This window comes from Pseudomonas iranensis, from assembly GCF_014268585.2.
GTDB classification, from domain to species: Bacteria; Pseudomonadota; Gammaproteobacteria; order Pseudomonadales; family Pseudomonadaceae; genus Aquipseudomonas; species Aquipseudomonas iranensis.
Window position 1 is genome coordinate 4,281,120 of the sequence record NZ_CP077092.1, and the last position, 14,978, is coordinate 4,296,097.

Below are 14,978 nucleotides of genomic sequence, written 5' to 3' on the forward strand. Positions count from 1 at the left end.
AGCAGCAGGCCGCGCTATGACGGTTTTCCTGTTGCTGTACCTATGCGCGGATGCGTCTCGGACGGATTGCCAAGTGTTTCCAGCGCAACACTGGATTGGCGATACGGCATATGAAAAGTGCATCGACGCTGTTCCCGGACTCACCCAGGCCCTGACCGCAACCAACCGTCAACGGCACAGATTCGTCTGTGAGATCCAGACGGAGGCCGCAAAGCCGGCGGAAGAAGTAGCCCGGCCGAGGTTCATTCATCAATCGTTTCGGATGTGAGGGGAGCATCATGAACACAGCTTTTATTCTTATGGCCCAGTACGAAGGCCAGGCGATTATCCCGCTTGACCGGGTGTGTCGGGACTACTTCACACACCTGACGCCGGACATGTTCCAGCGCAAGGTGATGAGTGGGCAGATCAAAATCCCGATCACCCGACTGGAGCCGAGCCAGAAGTCTGCCAAGGGCATCCACATCGGCGACCTGGCGGCTTACCTCGACCTCCAGCGCGCCGCCGCGGTGAAAGAAAACAATCAGCTCAACGGCTTAAAACCCGCCTTTTGAGCCACTTCATTGATGCGGCGCCCAGTTGGACGGGCGCCCTCAATATCTTTTCGTGCCACTCCCACCCCACATACCGATCACCCTTACCGCGCAGGTGGGTGTAGCGTCGCAACGAATTCCAGTCTCTGTGCCCCGACACGCTCGCCACGCGCGGAATGTCCCAGTCCATTTCAAACAGGCGGCTGACACCCTCGTGCCGAAGGTCGTGAAAGTGCAGGTCGGCGATTTCCAGAAACTTGCAGGCCTTCGCCCAGGACGTGGAAATAGACTCAGGGCTGTACGGAAAAATGTCTTCGCCGGCCTTAGGCATCGTTTGGAGGATCTGCCACGCTTCATCAGGCAAGTAGCACCAAACGTCGTTGCCGATCTTCTGGCCGGGGTTCTTCATGTCCCGAACCAGGACTCGCTGGCCAGCCTCGTCGACGTCCACCCAGCGAATGCGCGTAATCTCATCGAGACGGCGGGTTGAGAACAAGGCGAAGCCGACGACCTTCAGCATATTGGTAACGCTTCGGCGCCGGGCCTGCATTTCCTCGTAGTGCGTCATGAGCTTACCCAGCTCCTCCAGTGTCGGACGGCGATCCCGCTCGCGACTCTTGAGGTTGTAGCCGAGTTTGCGCAGCACTCGCCGGGCGCCGGCCATGGCCAGCGGATCGACCTGATAACCCCATGCGTCCCGAGCAATGGACAGTACAGCGCCTAGGTGCGCGAGGTCGTTGCCGGCGGTTTGCGGCAGGACGCCTCCACCTTCGCTACTCATTCGCCACAGGGCGAAGTCCACCAAACATTGCGTATTGATGTCGGTGTCATTGAGCTTGCCGAAGTAGCTGGCGCCGATGGCCGTGAGCGTGGCCTTCTTGGTTTTGCCCAGCGGCCGCGCCTTTTCAACTTCGCGCAGGTACTGGTCGATCATTTCTTTGGCGGTGGCGCCTTTGCGGCTCGCCCGCTCGATCGCACCCGGTTCATCCAGTTCGGATTCACGCTTGCGCGCCCAGGCCTGGGCAGCCTGTTTCCGGGCGAAGGTCCGGCTCTCTTGGTAGACTGTGACTTTGTCGCGGTTGATGCGGACCTGAGCTGTGTAGCTGGTAGAGCCGTCGGCCTTTTTGCGTGATCTGATCGTTGCCATGAGAATTGGTACAAGCCCTGTTTCGGTTGGTACATTGTACCAACCGCTTGGTAAAAACGCCCCGAAACCCCCGAAAATCGGTACAAAACACGTTGAATATGAACACCGCAAAAACAGGATCAAAGCCAGAGAATACGCGGCCTGAGCCGTCTCGACGCTTCAGTGTGGCACCCATGATGGATTGGACGGACCGCCATTGCCGTTTCTTCCTACGTCTCCTATCGAAGAACGCCCTGCTCTACACCGAAATGGTCACCACCGGCGCTCTGCTCAACGGCGATCACGAACGTTTCCTGCGTCACAACGAAGCCGAGCACCCGCTCGCGTTGCAGCTCGGGGGTAGTGTTCCGCTCGATCTCGCCGCCTGCGCGCGCATGGCGCAGGAACATGGCTACGACGAGGTGAACCTGAACGTCGGCTGCCCGAGTGATCGTGTGCAAAACAACATGATCGGCGCGTGCCTGATGGGGCATCCGCAGTTGGTGGCCGATTGTGTGAAGGCGATGCGTGATGCGGTGTCGATTCCGGTGACGGTGAAGCACCGGATCGGCATTAACGGGCGCGACAGTTATGCCGAGCTGTGCGATTTCGTCGGCACTGTTCGGGATGCCGGATGCACGAGTTTTACCGTGCATGCGCGGATTGCGATCCTCGAGGGGTTGTCGCCGAAGGAGAATCGCGACATTCCGCCGTTGCGCTATGACGTGGCGGCGCAGTTGAAGGCGGATTTTCCGGAGCTGGAGATTGTGCTGAACGGCGGGATCAAGACCATGGAGGCCTGCCATGAGCATCTGCAGACGTTCGATGGCGTGATGTTGGGGCGTGAGGCTTATCACAATCCTTATCTGCTAGCGGAGGTCGATCAGCAACTGTTCGGCAGTACCGCTCCGGTGATCAGTCGGGCTGAGGCGTTGGCGCAGTTGCGGCCTTATATCGCCGAGCATTTGCTGGCCGGTGGTGCGATGCATCACATCACTCGGCATGTGCTGGGCCTGGGCACAGGGTTCCCCGGGGCGCGCAAGTTTCGTCAGTTGTTGTCGGTGGATATTCACAAGGCCAAGGATCCGCTGGCGTTGCTGGATCAGGCGGCTGAGTTGCTTGAAGGGCGTTGATTGATGGTTTGAGTGTGCGGGCGGCGCATGAGCGTTGCCCGGTATTTTGATGTACTGACAGGATGTCTTTTGTTTATGCCCGCGTTTACTTTTTCAGGTTTCAAGCGTTTCACCCTCCTCGCCTTGTTCAGCTTCACTTCCGACGTTTATGCGCACTGCGATGGCTTTTGCATGGGCCGTACCGATACGCCGTGGGAGGTGACGCAGCTTTCCGGCTTCACTTTGGTGTCTTTAATCCTCGCACCTATTTCGTCTAGCCAGGAAACGACCGACAGTCACAAACGTGTTTACTCTGCTGAGGAGCAAGAAGACGCGCGGCTCTATCTGGCCAGCGACGGCATGCTGCAAGCCGCGTATTTCACCTCGGCCTTGCAGCGCTTTCGTCAGGAGTCGTCGGATTCGACGTTAAACGATCTCGCCGTGGCCGCGTTGATCAGCGCGCAGTGATCAGGCAGCCGCTGCGGCGGTCCAGTTGACCCATCCAAACAGCCACGTCGCCAGAATCAACAAACCAAACGCGATCCGATACCAGGCGAACGCGGCATAGCTGTGGTTGGCGATAAATTTCAGCAGGCCACGCACGGCGATCATGGCGAAGATGAACGCGGTGACGAAGCCGAGGGCGAAGACTGGCAGGTCGTTGGGTTGGAACAGGTCGCGATATTTGTAGCCGGAATAAACGGCGGCACCAACCATGGTCGGCATGGCGAGGAAGAACGAGAACTCGGTGGCGGCTTTGCGCGAAAGGCCGAAGAGCAGCCCGCCGATGATGGTCGAGCCGGAGCGCGAGGTGCCGGGAATCATCGCCAGGCATTGTACGAAACCGACCTTCAACGCGTGGGACCAGCGCATGTCGTCGACATGTTCGACGCTGACTACATGGCTGCGCTGTTCGGCCCACAACATGACGATGCCGCCAACAACCAGGGCCACCGCAACGGTGATCGGGTTGAACAGGTATTCATGAATCGCGTCGGCGAATAACCCGCCGAGGATAACGGCCGGGAAAAACGCGATCAGCAGATTAAGGGTGAAACGTTGCGCGTTGCGTTCGGTGGGCAGGCCTTTGACGATTTCGAAGATCTTCGGACGAAACTCCCAGACCACAGCAAGAATGGCCCCCAGTTGAATAATGATGTTGAACGCCATCGCGCGTTCGCCGCCAAACTCGAGCAGGTCGGCGACAATAATCTGGTGGCCGGTACTCGAGATGGGCAAGAACTCGGTCAAGCCTTCTACCGCGCCTAATATCAACACTTGGAAAAGGGTCCAGAAATCCATTAATCCTCCGTCAGAGCACTCAGGGTGAGCGACCAGTCAATAACACTCAGGGGTTGAGTATCTGAGTTACACAATTGGCGCATATGAAGATCCAAAGATCGCAGCCTTCGGCAGCTCCTACATTTGGGTTTCCATGTAGGAGCTGCCGAAGGCTGCGATCTTTTGATTTCGAAGAATAGGTCTAACGGACTGCCACACTCAAGTCATGTTAGTAATCGTCGGCCGACGAACTAAACGGAAAAAAATTACATCTATTACAACAAATATTTCAGTTCAGATATGAAGTGTGATCAACCTCACACATTGTTGACATGGCCAATCAATGGCAAAAGGACATAGACAAAGCCATCGCCACAAGCTCAAAATAGTGGCACCATTGCATATAGCCATCACCTACGCGTTAGTTCACAAGCCCGAGAAAATCAACTAAAAGCCTGAAAAGCTTAGTTATTGTTAGAAAACTCGGGAGATACGTGTAAAATCCGCGCAAATGTTACCAATTGTCAGTCACAGATGAGAACCGGTGCTTTAACATCCCGATGTCAGCACCTAATTCGAGTCAACGCATGATGCTCTCAGGGAACTTGGCGACGAGAAGTCCGCGCCCGACAAATGATGAATCCGGTGTTCTTGCGCTGGGTCGTACACTGGGTGTGGCTGATCATTTCAGATCGCTGATCGCAAAGCACCTGCAGTCCGATATGATCCTGGAAACAGGTGCTTTCACTAGTTCATATAAGCAGCACGGCTACATAGGTTCCTATCGCGCCATTTTCGTCATCATCGATAGTCCACAAGCCATCGAAGAAAATCTGGCCCTGGTGCAGACCCTGCGCGATGACAACTTGAAGCCGCTTATTTGCGCAATTGTCACCGGCCGCGGTGCCGTCAACAGAATCAAGTATTTCCTCGCCGGGGCGGATGCCTGTATCAAGCTCAACACATTAAGCGATGACAGCGAAGACTTGCTGGCGGAGTTCTTCAACAGCGAAGACTGGCTACGAGATATCAATCTCACGCTTGATCCGACGCGGATCTGCCTGATGGACAGTCGGCGCAAACTGGATATTTCTTTCGCCGAAATGAAGATCCTCGAGGCCTTTGCGCACACCGGCAATCACATTCTGAGTCATGATGAAATCGCCAGCATCATGGGCCTCAACGCCAATTTCTACGACCCTCGGGCACTGGAAAAATCAATCAGTCGCTTGCGTGGAAAAATCAAGGACATGTATGGTACAAACGCGATTCAGAGCATCCGCGGCTACGGCTATCGCCTGATGCGGGGCCTGATATCGACTGCCTGAGTCTCGGGCAGTCTTCCCTTTTGCATACGTACGAAGGATCGTCTGATGCAGCCATATCGTTCCAATTGCGCCTCATACTTATTAAAACTCAAGCACTTGAATGAGCACGGCATCACGCCACATAACAATAAAACTCCATAACATAGCAGCAGATCGAGTGGAATTTATCGATGGCCATTTTCGGCCAGAACCCTGCCTACGATTACTTCCGAGGAAGTCATTGCTCGCCTGCCGATTTATCTTTTAGCCAATTTTGGTGTGTATTTAGGAGAGAGACATGGAAACGAGTACAACCCTCCCCAGAAAATATTTTGTTGTTGTGACGCACAGCACAACGTCGCAACGTGAACTGGAAAGCATCTTGTCCAGTGAGCGTTTCAATTCGTTTGGCACGTCGCAGGCACAAATGTTTGTTGAAGGTGTTGCTTCGCCCTCTTCCGCCCCGATGGTCATGGAGTTCAGTTACCCAAGCCTCAGCCGAAAGAATGTTGCGCGCAGTATCGAACATGATACTCAACGCATACTGGCCACTCTTGAAAATGAATGGCGAGCCGCGCAAACAGACAATCCGTTTCAAAGCTTCCCGACCCGCAGTGCAGAACGCGCTCATATCTCCAATGTCAGCGAGAGCACTGAGCCTTGCAGCGATACCTGGCATCTCGACGATGAACAAGGCGTGTTGCTCAAGGACAATGTTGCGATCAGCCTGACTGGCCTGGAAACCGCTCTGGTCAGGAAAATGCTGAGCCATGAAGAGCGCGTGGTCAGTCGTGATGACCTGATCATCAGCATTGGTCGGGAACCCGAGCAATACCGTGGCCTGGAAATGTGCCTGAGCCGATTGCAGGATAAATTCAAGAGCGCAAGTAATGGCGAGCGATTGTTCCGAGCCGTAAGAAATCGCGGATATTGCCTGATTCAAGAAGTCGTTGCGTAACCGAAGACGACCTTCAAACCGAGACAAACAGATATAAAGTGCGACTACAACAACAAGAAGAGCACTCTGTTTGGGTTTACCCTCCCTGATTCGATAAAAGCTTCCCTGCCTCCACCCTTCAACAGTAACAAATACGTCCCCGCTTTTTCATCCCCCGCTCTACGACCTTTTCTAACAACCTTCTATTTAAATATTAAAAAGTTGGCACTGTGCCATCTTGTTAGAACTCGTCAGACACCATTCCCGGCAATAACTTAGTCTATTGGCTGACGACAGTTCGGCTCTCGATGTTGTTACCTCAAGACACTCGCTAAAACAAAAACAATAAGTCTGCATAACAACTCGGCTTTCAACTGTTGAAACCTGAATGGACGTCTTTTGGGGATATCGTATGGATCTTTCTCTCAGTATTAATCGAAGCACGGGCCTCAAGGGACTGACCTTTTGGGGCCAATGGGCGCTGGCACAGGCTTTCGTTGTGACGCTGCTGTTCATTCTCGCTGAACAGCACACCGGCACCGTCGCGTTCTACTACCGAATGTGCGCCACCCTCGCCGTCCTGGCGTCGGTGCCGGCTTACACATTCAGCGGCGTTTATCGCAAACGCGACAACTACCTGACCGGCCTCGGCCGCTTGTTCATGGGCTGGTCGATGACCATGGCCGCGCTGGCGTGCATCGCGTTTGTCTGCCAGGCCGATGAGCTGTTTTCCCGTCAGGTGATTCTGAGCTGGGCGGTGTATGGCTTCCTCGGTCAGGCGTTCCTCTACGCGCCGCTGCATGCGTTTTCCAAGTACTACCAGCGTTCGCGTAAAAGCGAACACCGGACGTTGATCGTCGGTACTGGCGAATTGGCGTTGGGCCTGGCGAAAAAGCTCAGCCAACTGGAAAACCTGCCGCTGATCGGTCTGGTCAGCAACGGTGACAAACCGGTCCTCGCTTCCGACGCACCGCGTGTCGTTGGCGCTCAGGACGAGTTGCTTGAGCTGATCGAAGCCCACGACATTCGCCGCCTCTACATTACCCTGCCGCTGTGCGAAGCCGCGAAAATCGAAGCGATGTATGTCGATTTGCTCGGCGCCAACGTCGATGTGGTGTGGGTGCCGGACTTGAACAGCCTGACCCTGCTCAATCATTCGGTGAAAGTCGTGGACGGCCTGCCGGCGATTTACCTCAACGAAAGCCCGCTGACCAGCCGCCCCACCGCTGCTCTAAGCAAGAGTCTGGTTGAGAAAACCGTGGCATTCCTGGCGATCATCGCGCTCAGTCCGCTGCTGTTGATCATCGCTCTGGCGGTAAAACTCAACTCGCCCGGCCCGGTGTTTTTCAAGCAGGACCGCCATGGCTGGAACGGCAAGGTGATCAAGGTCTGGAAATTCCGCTCGATGCGTGTCCACGATGACCGCGAAGTGAAACAGGCCAGCCGCAATGACTCGCGCATTACCGCAGTAGGCCGTTTTATTCGCCGCACTTCCCTGGATGAGTTGCCGCAACTGTTCAACGTGTTGCAGGGGCACATGGCGCTGGTAGGTCCACGGCCGCATGCGGTGGCGCACAACAATTACTACTCGGGCAAGATCCTCGCTTACATGGCCCGTCACCGAATCAAACCGGGCATCACTGGCCTGGCACAGATCAGTGGCTGCCGCGGTGAGACCGACACCATTGACAAGATGCAGAAGCGTGTCGAGATCGACCTGCAGTACATCAACAGCTGGTCGTTGTGGCTGGATCTGAAGATCCTGGTGAAGACGCCGTTTACGTTGTTGTCGAAGGATATTTACTGAGGTTCAGCGCTGCAGATCACAAGGGGACGAAAGTCCCCTTTTTTGTGGGCGGGATTTGGGTAACCAGTATCGACTACAGGTGCGCCCCCGTGGGAGCGAGCCTGCTCGCGAAAGCGGTGTGTCAGGCGATGGAGACGTTGGATGTGCCGGACCATTCGCGAGCAGGCTCGCTCCCACAGGGATTCGGGTGATGACCAGGATGTGTGGCGTGACGCCGATTAAGTGTAGGAGCGAGCCTGCTCGCGAAAGCGGTGTGTCAGGCGATGGCGATGTTGAATGTGTCGGCGCCTTCGCGAGCAGGCTCGCTCCCACAGGGATCAGGGTTCGGGTCGAAAACTGTGCTGTAACACAACCCCCTGTGGGAGCGAGCCTGCTCGCGAAAGCGGTGTGCCAGGCGATGAAGATGTTGGATGCGCCGGCGCCTTCGCGAGCAGGCTCGCTCCCACAGACCAGCGCTTACTCGGTAATCTTCTCGAAGTTGCGATAGAACATGTCCCCTTCCCGGCTATCCGTCATCGAGTGCAGTTGATAGCTGCGGCTCAGTCTGGCGCCGCCATCTCGGGTCAGTGGCGCCCAGACCAGGTTGGCGCGGCGCATGGTCGACATGCTCATCATTTCGTCGAACGGGATCGACAGGTACAGGCCTTTGTCGAAACTACCTTCACCATATTCCGCGCTGCTGGCCGTGGTGATGGTTGCCCAGGCACCGACGCGCACGCCGTTGAAGAACTCACGCGAGATGTCCACGGTGGTGCCCCAGTCTCCGGCCAGATAGCGACCGACACTGACCGCCGCCAGCGTGTCGAAAGGCAGGTCGGTATAGCCGGTGATATGCCCGGTCACGACCGAGTAATCGCGCAAGGCAAAGCCCTGATCGAAATCACGCTGGCGCACCCAGTTCAGGTCCGCGCCCAGCGACCAGCGCTCGCCGGTCGGGCGGAACAACACTTCCGCGCCGACACCGGCAAACATTGATTCCAGATAACCGCCGTACACCATGCCGTACAGGTCTTTATCCAACTGCTCGGCATGGCTGAGCTGGAACAACGGCATGGTCGTGTTTGACGTGGTCAGATACTGGCGCAGATCCGTGCGCACGCGGGGCAATCCGCTCGGCGCGTCGTAGACGAATTTGTCGAAGTTGTTGACCAGGTTGGCGCTGAGCAAACCGCTCCACCAGGTGTTGCGGTTGAAGCGATATTCCGCGTCCGCATCAGCACTGAATTGATAGAGCAAACCATCCGGGCCGCCGACGTTCTGCTTGAAGCCCAGACCCACGCCATAGCTGAAATGCTGCGGCGCTTCGGTGTAGAGGGTTTTCTCGTTGTGCGGCATCGCCGGGTTGATTTCGGTGGTGCGGTGCAGCGCCTCCAAGGGTTCCTCGTTGTTGATCACTTCGCGAAAGGTCTGGCGCGGCAGGCTGGTTTCTTCCAGCGGCAAGTCGTAGCGCTTGTTGACCACGGTGAACCAGTCGATGTCGTCGTTGACGCTGTTGTCGAGAATCCGGCTCGCGCGGCCAACGGCTTTGGACGAATGGAAATAACGCTGCTGCTCGCCATAGACGATCAATTCGGAATCGCGCTGGCTGATGCGCTCGACCTTGTACCCGGCATTCTGCTGCAAACGCCGCGACACATCGGCCCAGTTGACCTGTTCCATCGAGGTCGTCGGCGCCTTCGCCGGCAACGGTTCGGGGGTCGGATCGTAGGTCTTGGCCGGCGCCTTGCGGCTGACGAAATTGGTGTGAAAGGTCACGCCGAACATCGCCGTATTGCCCCGCTCCCACGCGGCGCTCAAGTCGATCGAATCGGTCACCTTGAACACCGCGCCGAGGTTGATCGGCGAGTCCTGTTTGATCTCGTTGTCCTTCGGCTCGTTTTTGTAGTCGTTACCTTCGAATTCAAGCTTCAGACTCAGCCGATCCCAAGGCGTCTGGTAGCTCACGCCACCGAACAGCGAAGGCTTGCCACGAAAGTATGAGCCGGAGTTGACGTCGCCGGTGCCTTCCAGCGCCGGGCGCGTGTCGAAGCGATTGCTGACGTAGCCCAGCGGGTTGTCCAAGTCGCCGCGATTACCGATGTAGCCCCAGGCAATGCCGGCGCTGAAGTCGAAATTGTCGAAGCGCTTGTTGGCGACGAAGAATTCGCTGGAGAACAAACCGGTACCACCGATATCTCGAAAGCCCAGCGCCACTTCCGGCGCCCAGTGGCTTTCCTGCCACAGGCGTACCTTGGCGTCGACCGCCTTGTCCTTGTAGCTTTGACTGCCGCTGAGGGCCTCCGAGCCGTACGGCCGGTTGGTGATCGCGGTGTAGCGAAACGAACCTTCGAGCCAGTCCAGCGGTTGCAACGACACGCTGTAGCGGCTGTAGGGATCGGTGCGGTTGGCATTGACGCTCAGCTCGCCGGCCGGGGCCATGCGCGCCGTCGGCGTCTGCAACAGACCGGCGCCACCGAAGTCATTCTGGGTGATACGCGACTCGGCGTGAGCCAGACCGCAGGGCAATAACAACACAGCTGCAAAACGTAACTTCAACGAACCACCTCGGCCAGCTGCGTGGCAATGAATTCGGCCAACTGCTGATTCAATTCAGGAAGAGGCGGATCAAGATCATCATTTTTTATCGGTACCAGAATCCTGCTTCCGGCCACCGGAAACTGCCCGGACTCGCGATTCCAGTGCGCGATGCCGACGCGCCGCGAAACGCCGTTGGGCTGGATCAACCACAGGTAATCGGCCTCGGCATCGTCGAGAATCGAGCAGCCTTCGAGATATTCGCGCGCCTCTTGCAACGGCTGATAGGGCAAGTGGCATGGCTCGGTGACCGCGCCCAACACCTGCACTTCATCAACCCGTTTCGGATAGATCAGCCGATCGCCGTCATCCAGACGAATGTTGCGCGCGAAGCCGACTTCCACCGCCACCGGATCGAGGTCAGCGATCTGCCGTCCGGTCACTGGCATTTGTCGGACTTCTTCAGCAACCCGCTGTGCCAGTGCCGCGCGGCTTGGCCGATCGAACAGCGTTGCCATGCGTTGCAGCACCTCGAGATCGAACAACACGCCGACCTTGAGCCGTGTCTGTTCCTCGACCAGCGACTGGCGCAACAAGCCGCCCGCCAGCCAATAGCCTTCGGCATTGGGCACGGCTTCGCTGATCACATCGAACAGGCGTCCACCCGGCGGCAATGCGATCGGACCGGGATTGGCGACGTCGCCGGACACAGTGACGGCGGCCTGACTCGCCCCTGCGATCAGCAAAAGACCCGCCGCGATCAGGCTTAAGCGCTTCACGGCAGATGCCTGCGGTCAGGAGTCAATTGCACCAGCTTCACGCGCAGTTGCGAGGTCAGTTGTTGCTCGCTTTGCAGAATGAAACCGTCCCGCGGGTCGACCCAGTAACGGTTAGTCGCGCTGAGGCCGATGGCTGGGGCGTCGATCTGTTCATCGATGCGCAGCACCGAGTAAGGCTTGTCGAGAATGTCCAGGGTTTCGGTGGCGCGGCGCGAGAAGCGGCTGTTGACGATCACGCCGACTTCCTGGCCTTTGTACAGATCGATCCAGCGCCGTGTGGTGAAACCGTCGGCGACGTGATGCAGGCCTTGCTTGAACGGCGAGTCATCGGCCAGCCGCGTGCCATCCAGATCGCCTTGCAGGCCGAGGCCGATGCTGCGCACGGCGAGGCCATCGCGCAGCAGCAAAACCTGCTTGCCGGAGGCGACCCAGAATTGCAGGTCTTCGCGCTCGCGCACCAGCGCCAGTACACCTGAGCCGGATGGCGTGGTCAGTTTCAGTTGCGGGTAGTTGACCCCGGCGACTTCGGCCGCTGTCACATCAACCTCGTCGGGGCCGACGACGGCGGCTTTGAGGTTGTTCAGCGATGCGCTCATCAGCGGGTTACAGCCGCACAGCAACGAGGCCGCCATCAGGCAGACGCCCACTTTCAATAGGTTCACAGTCGGGCGGCCTTATTTGCTGTTGTTGCTGTATTCGCTCCAGTTCTTCGCTGCCGAAGCTCCGGTGCCGACAATCGACGCCGACGGCACCAACTGGCTGATGAAACGGTTCCAGCGAGTGACGTTGGCCGGGCCGACGTAGACGACATCCTGCGGCCGCACCTGAAAGTGCGAGGCCAGCGCCATGGCGGTCGGCGATTCGGCTTCGAGCTGATAGATCTTCGCCGGCTCGACGTCGAGATTTTCCACGCCGCGAATCACGTACACCGCGTTGCCGTTGGAACTGGTCTGACTCAGGCCACCGACCGAACCGAGCACGTCGGACAGGTTCATGGTTGCGGTCTTGAAGCTCAGCGCGCGCGGCTGGTTGACCTCGCCCATGACGTAGATGCGCTTGTTGTCGTTGTACGGCAGATACAGCTGATCGCCGCCCTTGAGGTAGACGTTCTGCAGTTCGGAATCCTGCTGATTGAGCGTGTCGAGATTGAGCGGATACACCCGCCCGTTGCGCGTCAGCAGCAGGCCCGACAAGTCGGCGTTATTGGTGTCGATGCCAGCGGAACCGAGGGCTTCGACCACACTCAGCGGATTGGTCGAAATCGCTTGCGGGCCGGCCTTCGTGACGGCGCCGGTGACCACGACTTTCTGGCTGGCGAAGCGCAACACCGCGACGTCGACCTGCGGCTCGGCGATGAATGCCGACAAACGCTGTTCGATGTCCGCGCGCAGTTGCTGGATAGTCCGGCCGGCCGCCTGGACTTCCTTGATGAACGGGTAATACAGCGTGCCATCGGAGCGCACCAGACGGCCGTTGGCATCGATCTGTTGTTGCGCGCCGGAGGGGGCAGTCAGCTCCGGGTGATCCCAGACGGTGATGTACAGCACGTCGTTGTTGCCGATGCGATATTCCGCCGGCGTCACCAGCAGTTCCGCCGGCAGCGACTCACGCTTCTGCGTGGCGCGGTTCATGGCGATCAGCTTCGGGGTGATCGGAATCAGCTCGACCCGACTGCTTTCGCTGGCACCCTGGCGGGTGATATCGCTGGTGCTCAGGTACTGGCCGGGGGAAAACATGCAACCTTGCAAAGCGAGACTTGCCAACATTAAAAGATAAACACTACGAGTCATAATGGCACTACGCTATTCAAGGGCGAATCCAAAAAACAAAGTCACCCGACTTGCGTCGGGCGACTCTGTACTGCACTAACAAATGTTCCTGTTAGTTATGCGTGCCGGTTGTACCGGTGGTACCCGTCGTACCGGTGGTACCGCCGTTGGCACTGCCACCGCTGTTGGACGCCGCTACAGCACTGGCAACCATTGCAGTACTGGCCGCGGGCGCTTGCGAAGCCGCCACACTGCCACCTACATTGGTTACCGCTGTCAACGGCGCTTCAGCGGCGGCAGCCCAGTTGCTCAACATCGTCAACAGGGCAACTGCCATCACTTTTTTCATAACAACTCCTTTCTAACATTCGAACTGTTAAAAAACAGATCTGTGTCAGAGCTGGTAGCTTTCAAGTCCGCAAAGAGCGCGAACAAGATCCGTTGTTCTTTCACAGTCCTGTGCAACTGCTAAAGTCGAACGGCAGGTTTATATCTACGGATTTGCAAATGGCATTGCCAGTGTAATTTCCCGACGTTATCTAACAACCTGACTGAAACTAACATCGGACTAAATGGCCATCATCGCGAATAACCATTGGGATGATTCGATTGCCAGCGCCAAGTGTCGGCGACCATGTCCTGCAAGTTGCGCGTGGCTTTCCAGCCGAGTTCTTTCGCCGCTTTCGAAGCATCGGCAAAACTCTCGGCGATATCACCGGCGCGGCGCGGCATCATCCGGTACGGCACCGGCCGCCCGCAGGCCTGTTCGAAGGCATGCAGCACTTGCAGCACGCTGTAGCCATCGCCGGTGCCGAGGTTCCAGGTGTGAATGCCGGTGCGCTCGCTGATCGACTGCAACGCTTTCAAATGCCCATCCGCCAGATCAACGACATGGATGTAATCGCGCACGCCGGTGCCATCGGCGGTCGGGTAATCGTTACCGAAGATCGACAGCTCGCGCAGGCTGCCGACCGCGACCTGGCTGATATACGGCACCAGATTGTTCGGGATGCCGTTGGGGTCTTCGCCCATGTGCCCGCTGGCGTGGGCACCGATCGGGTTGAAATAGCGCAGCAGCGCGATGCTCCAGCGCGGCTCGGCGAGGCTCAGGTCGCGCAGCACGTTCTCGACGATCAGCTTGGACTGGCCGTAGGGATTGGTCGGATTGCCCGTCGGAAAATCCTCGCGAATCGGCATCTCTTCAGGCTCGCCGTACACCGTCGCCGAGGAACTGAACACCAGCCGGAACACCCCCGCCGCCGCCATCGCCTGACACAGGGTGATGCTGCCGCCGACGTTGGTTTCGTAGTATTCGAGCGGCTTGCGGACACTCTCGCCCACGGCTTTGAGCCCGGCGAAATGCAGCACGGCGTCGATCTGATGCTCGCGGAAAATCCGGTCGAGCAGCGGCCGATCGCAGACATCGCCGCGAATCATCCATGCACTTTTGCCGCAAATGGCTTCAACGGCGTGAAGTGCTGCGTCGCTGCTGTTACAAAGATTATCCAGAACGACAACTTCATAACCTGCCTCAAGCAATGCAAGTGTGGTATGCGAGCCGATATAGCCGGCACCACCCGTTACCAGAATCTTCATAGCGCGGTCCGTCATTGAATAAATACCCGGTAGCGTGTCAAGCCATGCCTGGTGGATATGCGGAGCAATTCACACAAACAGGGCGACAACAACCTCAAACAAATTTAGTTCAACCACTGGCAATAATTATTTTTGCCGGTCAAACTGTTTGACGGATACTTATTAGCACTCCCTGGACACTTATCACTATCGACAGATACCGACTAAAAATAACTAA

At 57.3% G+C, this 14,978-nt stretch carries 14 protein-coding genes; 6 read left to right on the forward strand and 8 right to left on the reverse strand.

Going from position 1 to position 14,978, the window contains the following annotated elements:
* The first annotated feature begins 278 nt into the window (after positions 1-278).
* Complete coding sequence (locus HU724_RS19225) at positions 279-554, forward strand: pyocin activator PrtN family protein (RefSeq protein ID WP_186566141.1); 276 nt, start codon at positions 279-281, stop codon at positions 552-554.
* On the opposite strand, the gene HU724_RS19230 is transcribed toward HU724_RS19225, so the two are convergent.
* On the reverse strand, positions 529-1,680 hold the full coding sequence (locus tag HU724_RS19230; protein WP_186566139.1) for a site-specific integrase: 1,152 nt from the start codon (positions 1,678-1,680) through the stop codon (positions 529-531). The two genes, HU724_RS19225 and HU724_RS19230, sit on opposite strands and share 26 nt — an antisense overlap.
* 98 nt (positions 1,681-1,778) lie before the next feature.
* On the opposite strand from HU724_RS19230, the gene dusA reads away from it, so the two are divergent.
* Both dusA and HU724_RS19240 read left to right on the forward strand, forming a co-directional pair.
* Positions 1,779-2,792 carry a tRNA dihydrouridine(20/20a) synthase DusA gene (gene dusA / locus HU724_RS19235; RefSeq protein ID WP_186566696.1) on the forward strand — a complete coding sequence of 338 codons (1,014 nt, stop codon included), beginning with the start codon at positions 1,779-1,781 and terminating at the stop codon, positions 2,790-2,792.
* Between the two features lie 75 nt (positions 2,793-2,867).
* On the forward strand, positions 2,868-3,239 hold the full coding sequence (locus HU724_RS19240) for a DUF2388 domain-containing protein (RefSeq protein WP_073471416.1): 372 nt from the start codon (positions 2,868-2,870) through the stop codon (positions 3,237-3,239).
* On the opposite strand, the gene HU724_RS19245 is transcribed toward HU724_RS19240, so the two are convergent.
* Positions 3,240-4,073: an undecaprenyl-diphosphate phosphatase gene (locus HU724_RS19245; protein WP_186566137.1), complete on the reverse strand. Its 834-nt coding sequence runs from the start codon at positions 4,071-4,073 to the stop codon at positions 3,240-3,242.
* Between the two features lie 566 nt (positions 4,074-4,639).
* On the opposite strand from HU724_RS19245, the gene HU724_RS19250 reads away from it, so the two are divergent.
* The 3 genes from HU724_RS19250 to HU724_RS19260 all read left to right on the forward strand — a co-directional run bounded on the left by HU724_RS19250 (position 4,640) and on the right by HU724_RS19260 (position 8,103).
* Entirely contained in the window at positions 4,640-5,380 is a 741-nt protein-coding gene (locus HU724_RS19250) for a winged helix-turn-helix domain-containing protein (protein ID WP_186566135.1), read from the forward strand.
* Positions 5,381-5,657: 277 nt separating this feature from the next.
* The gene (locus tag HU724_RS19255; RefSeq protein WP_041477289.1) at positions 5,658-6,317 is read left to right on the forward strand and encodes a winged helix-turn-helix domain-containing protein; all 660 of its coding nucleotides are present in this window, start codon (positions 5,658-5,660) and stop codon (positions 6,315-6,317) included.
* 391 nt (positions 6,318-6,708) lie between these two features.
* Positions 6,709-8,103, forward strand: a complete 1,395-nt coding sequence (locus tag HU724_RS19260) for an undecaprenyl-phosphate glucose phosphotransferase (protein WP_122612703.1) — start codon at positions 6,709-6,711, stop codon at positions 8,101-8,103.
* Positions 8,104-8,559: 456 nt separating this feature from the next.
* On the opposite strand, the gene HU724_RS19265 is transcribed toward HU724_RS19260, so the two are convergent.
* From HU724_RS19265 to galE, 6 genes are all read right to left on the reverse strand, one after another.
* The gene (locus HU724_RS19265) at positions 8,560-10,638 is read right to left on the reverse strand and encodes a YjbH domain-containing protein (RefSeq protein ID WP_186566133.1); all 2,079 of its coding nucleotides are present in this window, start codon (positions 10,636-10,638) and stop codon (positions 8,560-8,562) included.
* Complete coding sequence (locus HU724_RS19270) at positions 10,635-11,396, reverse strand: capsule biosynthesis GfcC family protein (RefSeq protein ID WP_071173030.1); 762 nt, start codon at positions 11,394-11,396, stop codon at positions 10,635-10,637. Before HU724_RS19270 ends, HU724_RS19265 begins: the two co-directional genes overlap by 4 nt.
* Entirely contained in the window at positions 11,393-12,058 is a 666-nt protein-coding gene (locus tag HU724_RS19275) for a YjbF family lipoprotein (protein ID WP_186566131.1), read from the reverse strand. Before HU724_RS19275 ends, HU724_RS19270 begins: the two co-directional genes overlap by 4 nt.
* A 12-nt stretch (positions 12,059-12,070) precedes the next feature.
* Entirely contained in the window at positions 12,071-13,186 is a 1,116-nt protein-coding gene (locus tag HU724_RS19280) for a polysaccharide biosynthesis/export family protein (protein WP_177180896.1), read from the reverse strand.
* Positions 13,187-13,277: 91 nt separating this feature from the next.
* Positions 13,278-13,514 carry a hypothetical protein gene (locus HU724_RS19285; RefSeq protein ID WP_016775457.1) on the reverse strand — a complete coding sequence of 79 codons (237 nt, stop codon included), beginning with the start codon at positions 13,512-13,514 and terminating at the stop codon, positions 13,278-13,280.
* 230 nt (positions 13,515-13,744) lie between these two features.
* Complete coding sequence (galE, locus tag HU724_RS19290) at positions 13,745-14,761, reverse strand: UDP-glucose 4-epimerase GalE (protein ID WP_016775458.1); 1,017 nt, start codon at positions 14,759-14,761, stop codon at positions 13,745-13,747.
* Positions 14,762-14,978: the final 217 nt, after the last annotated feature.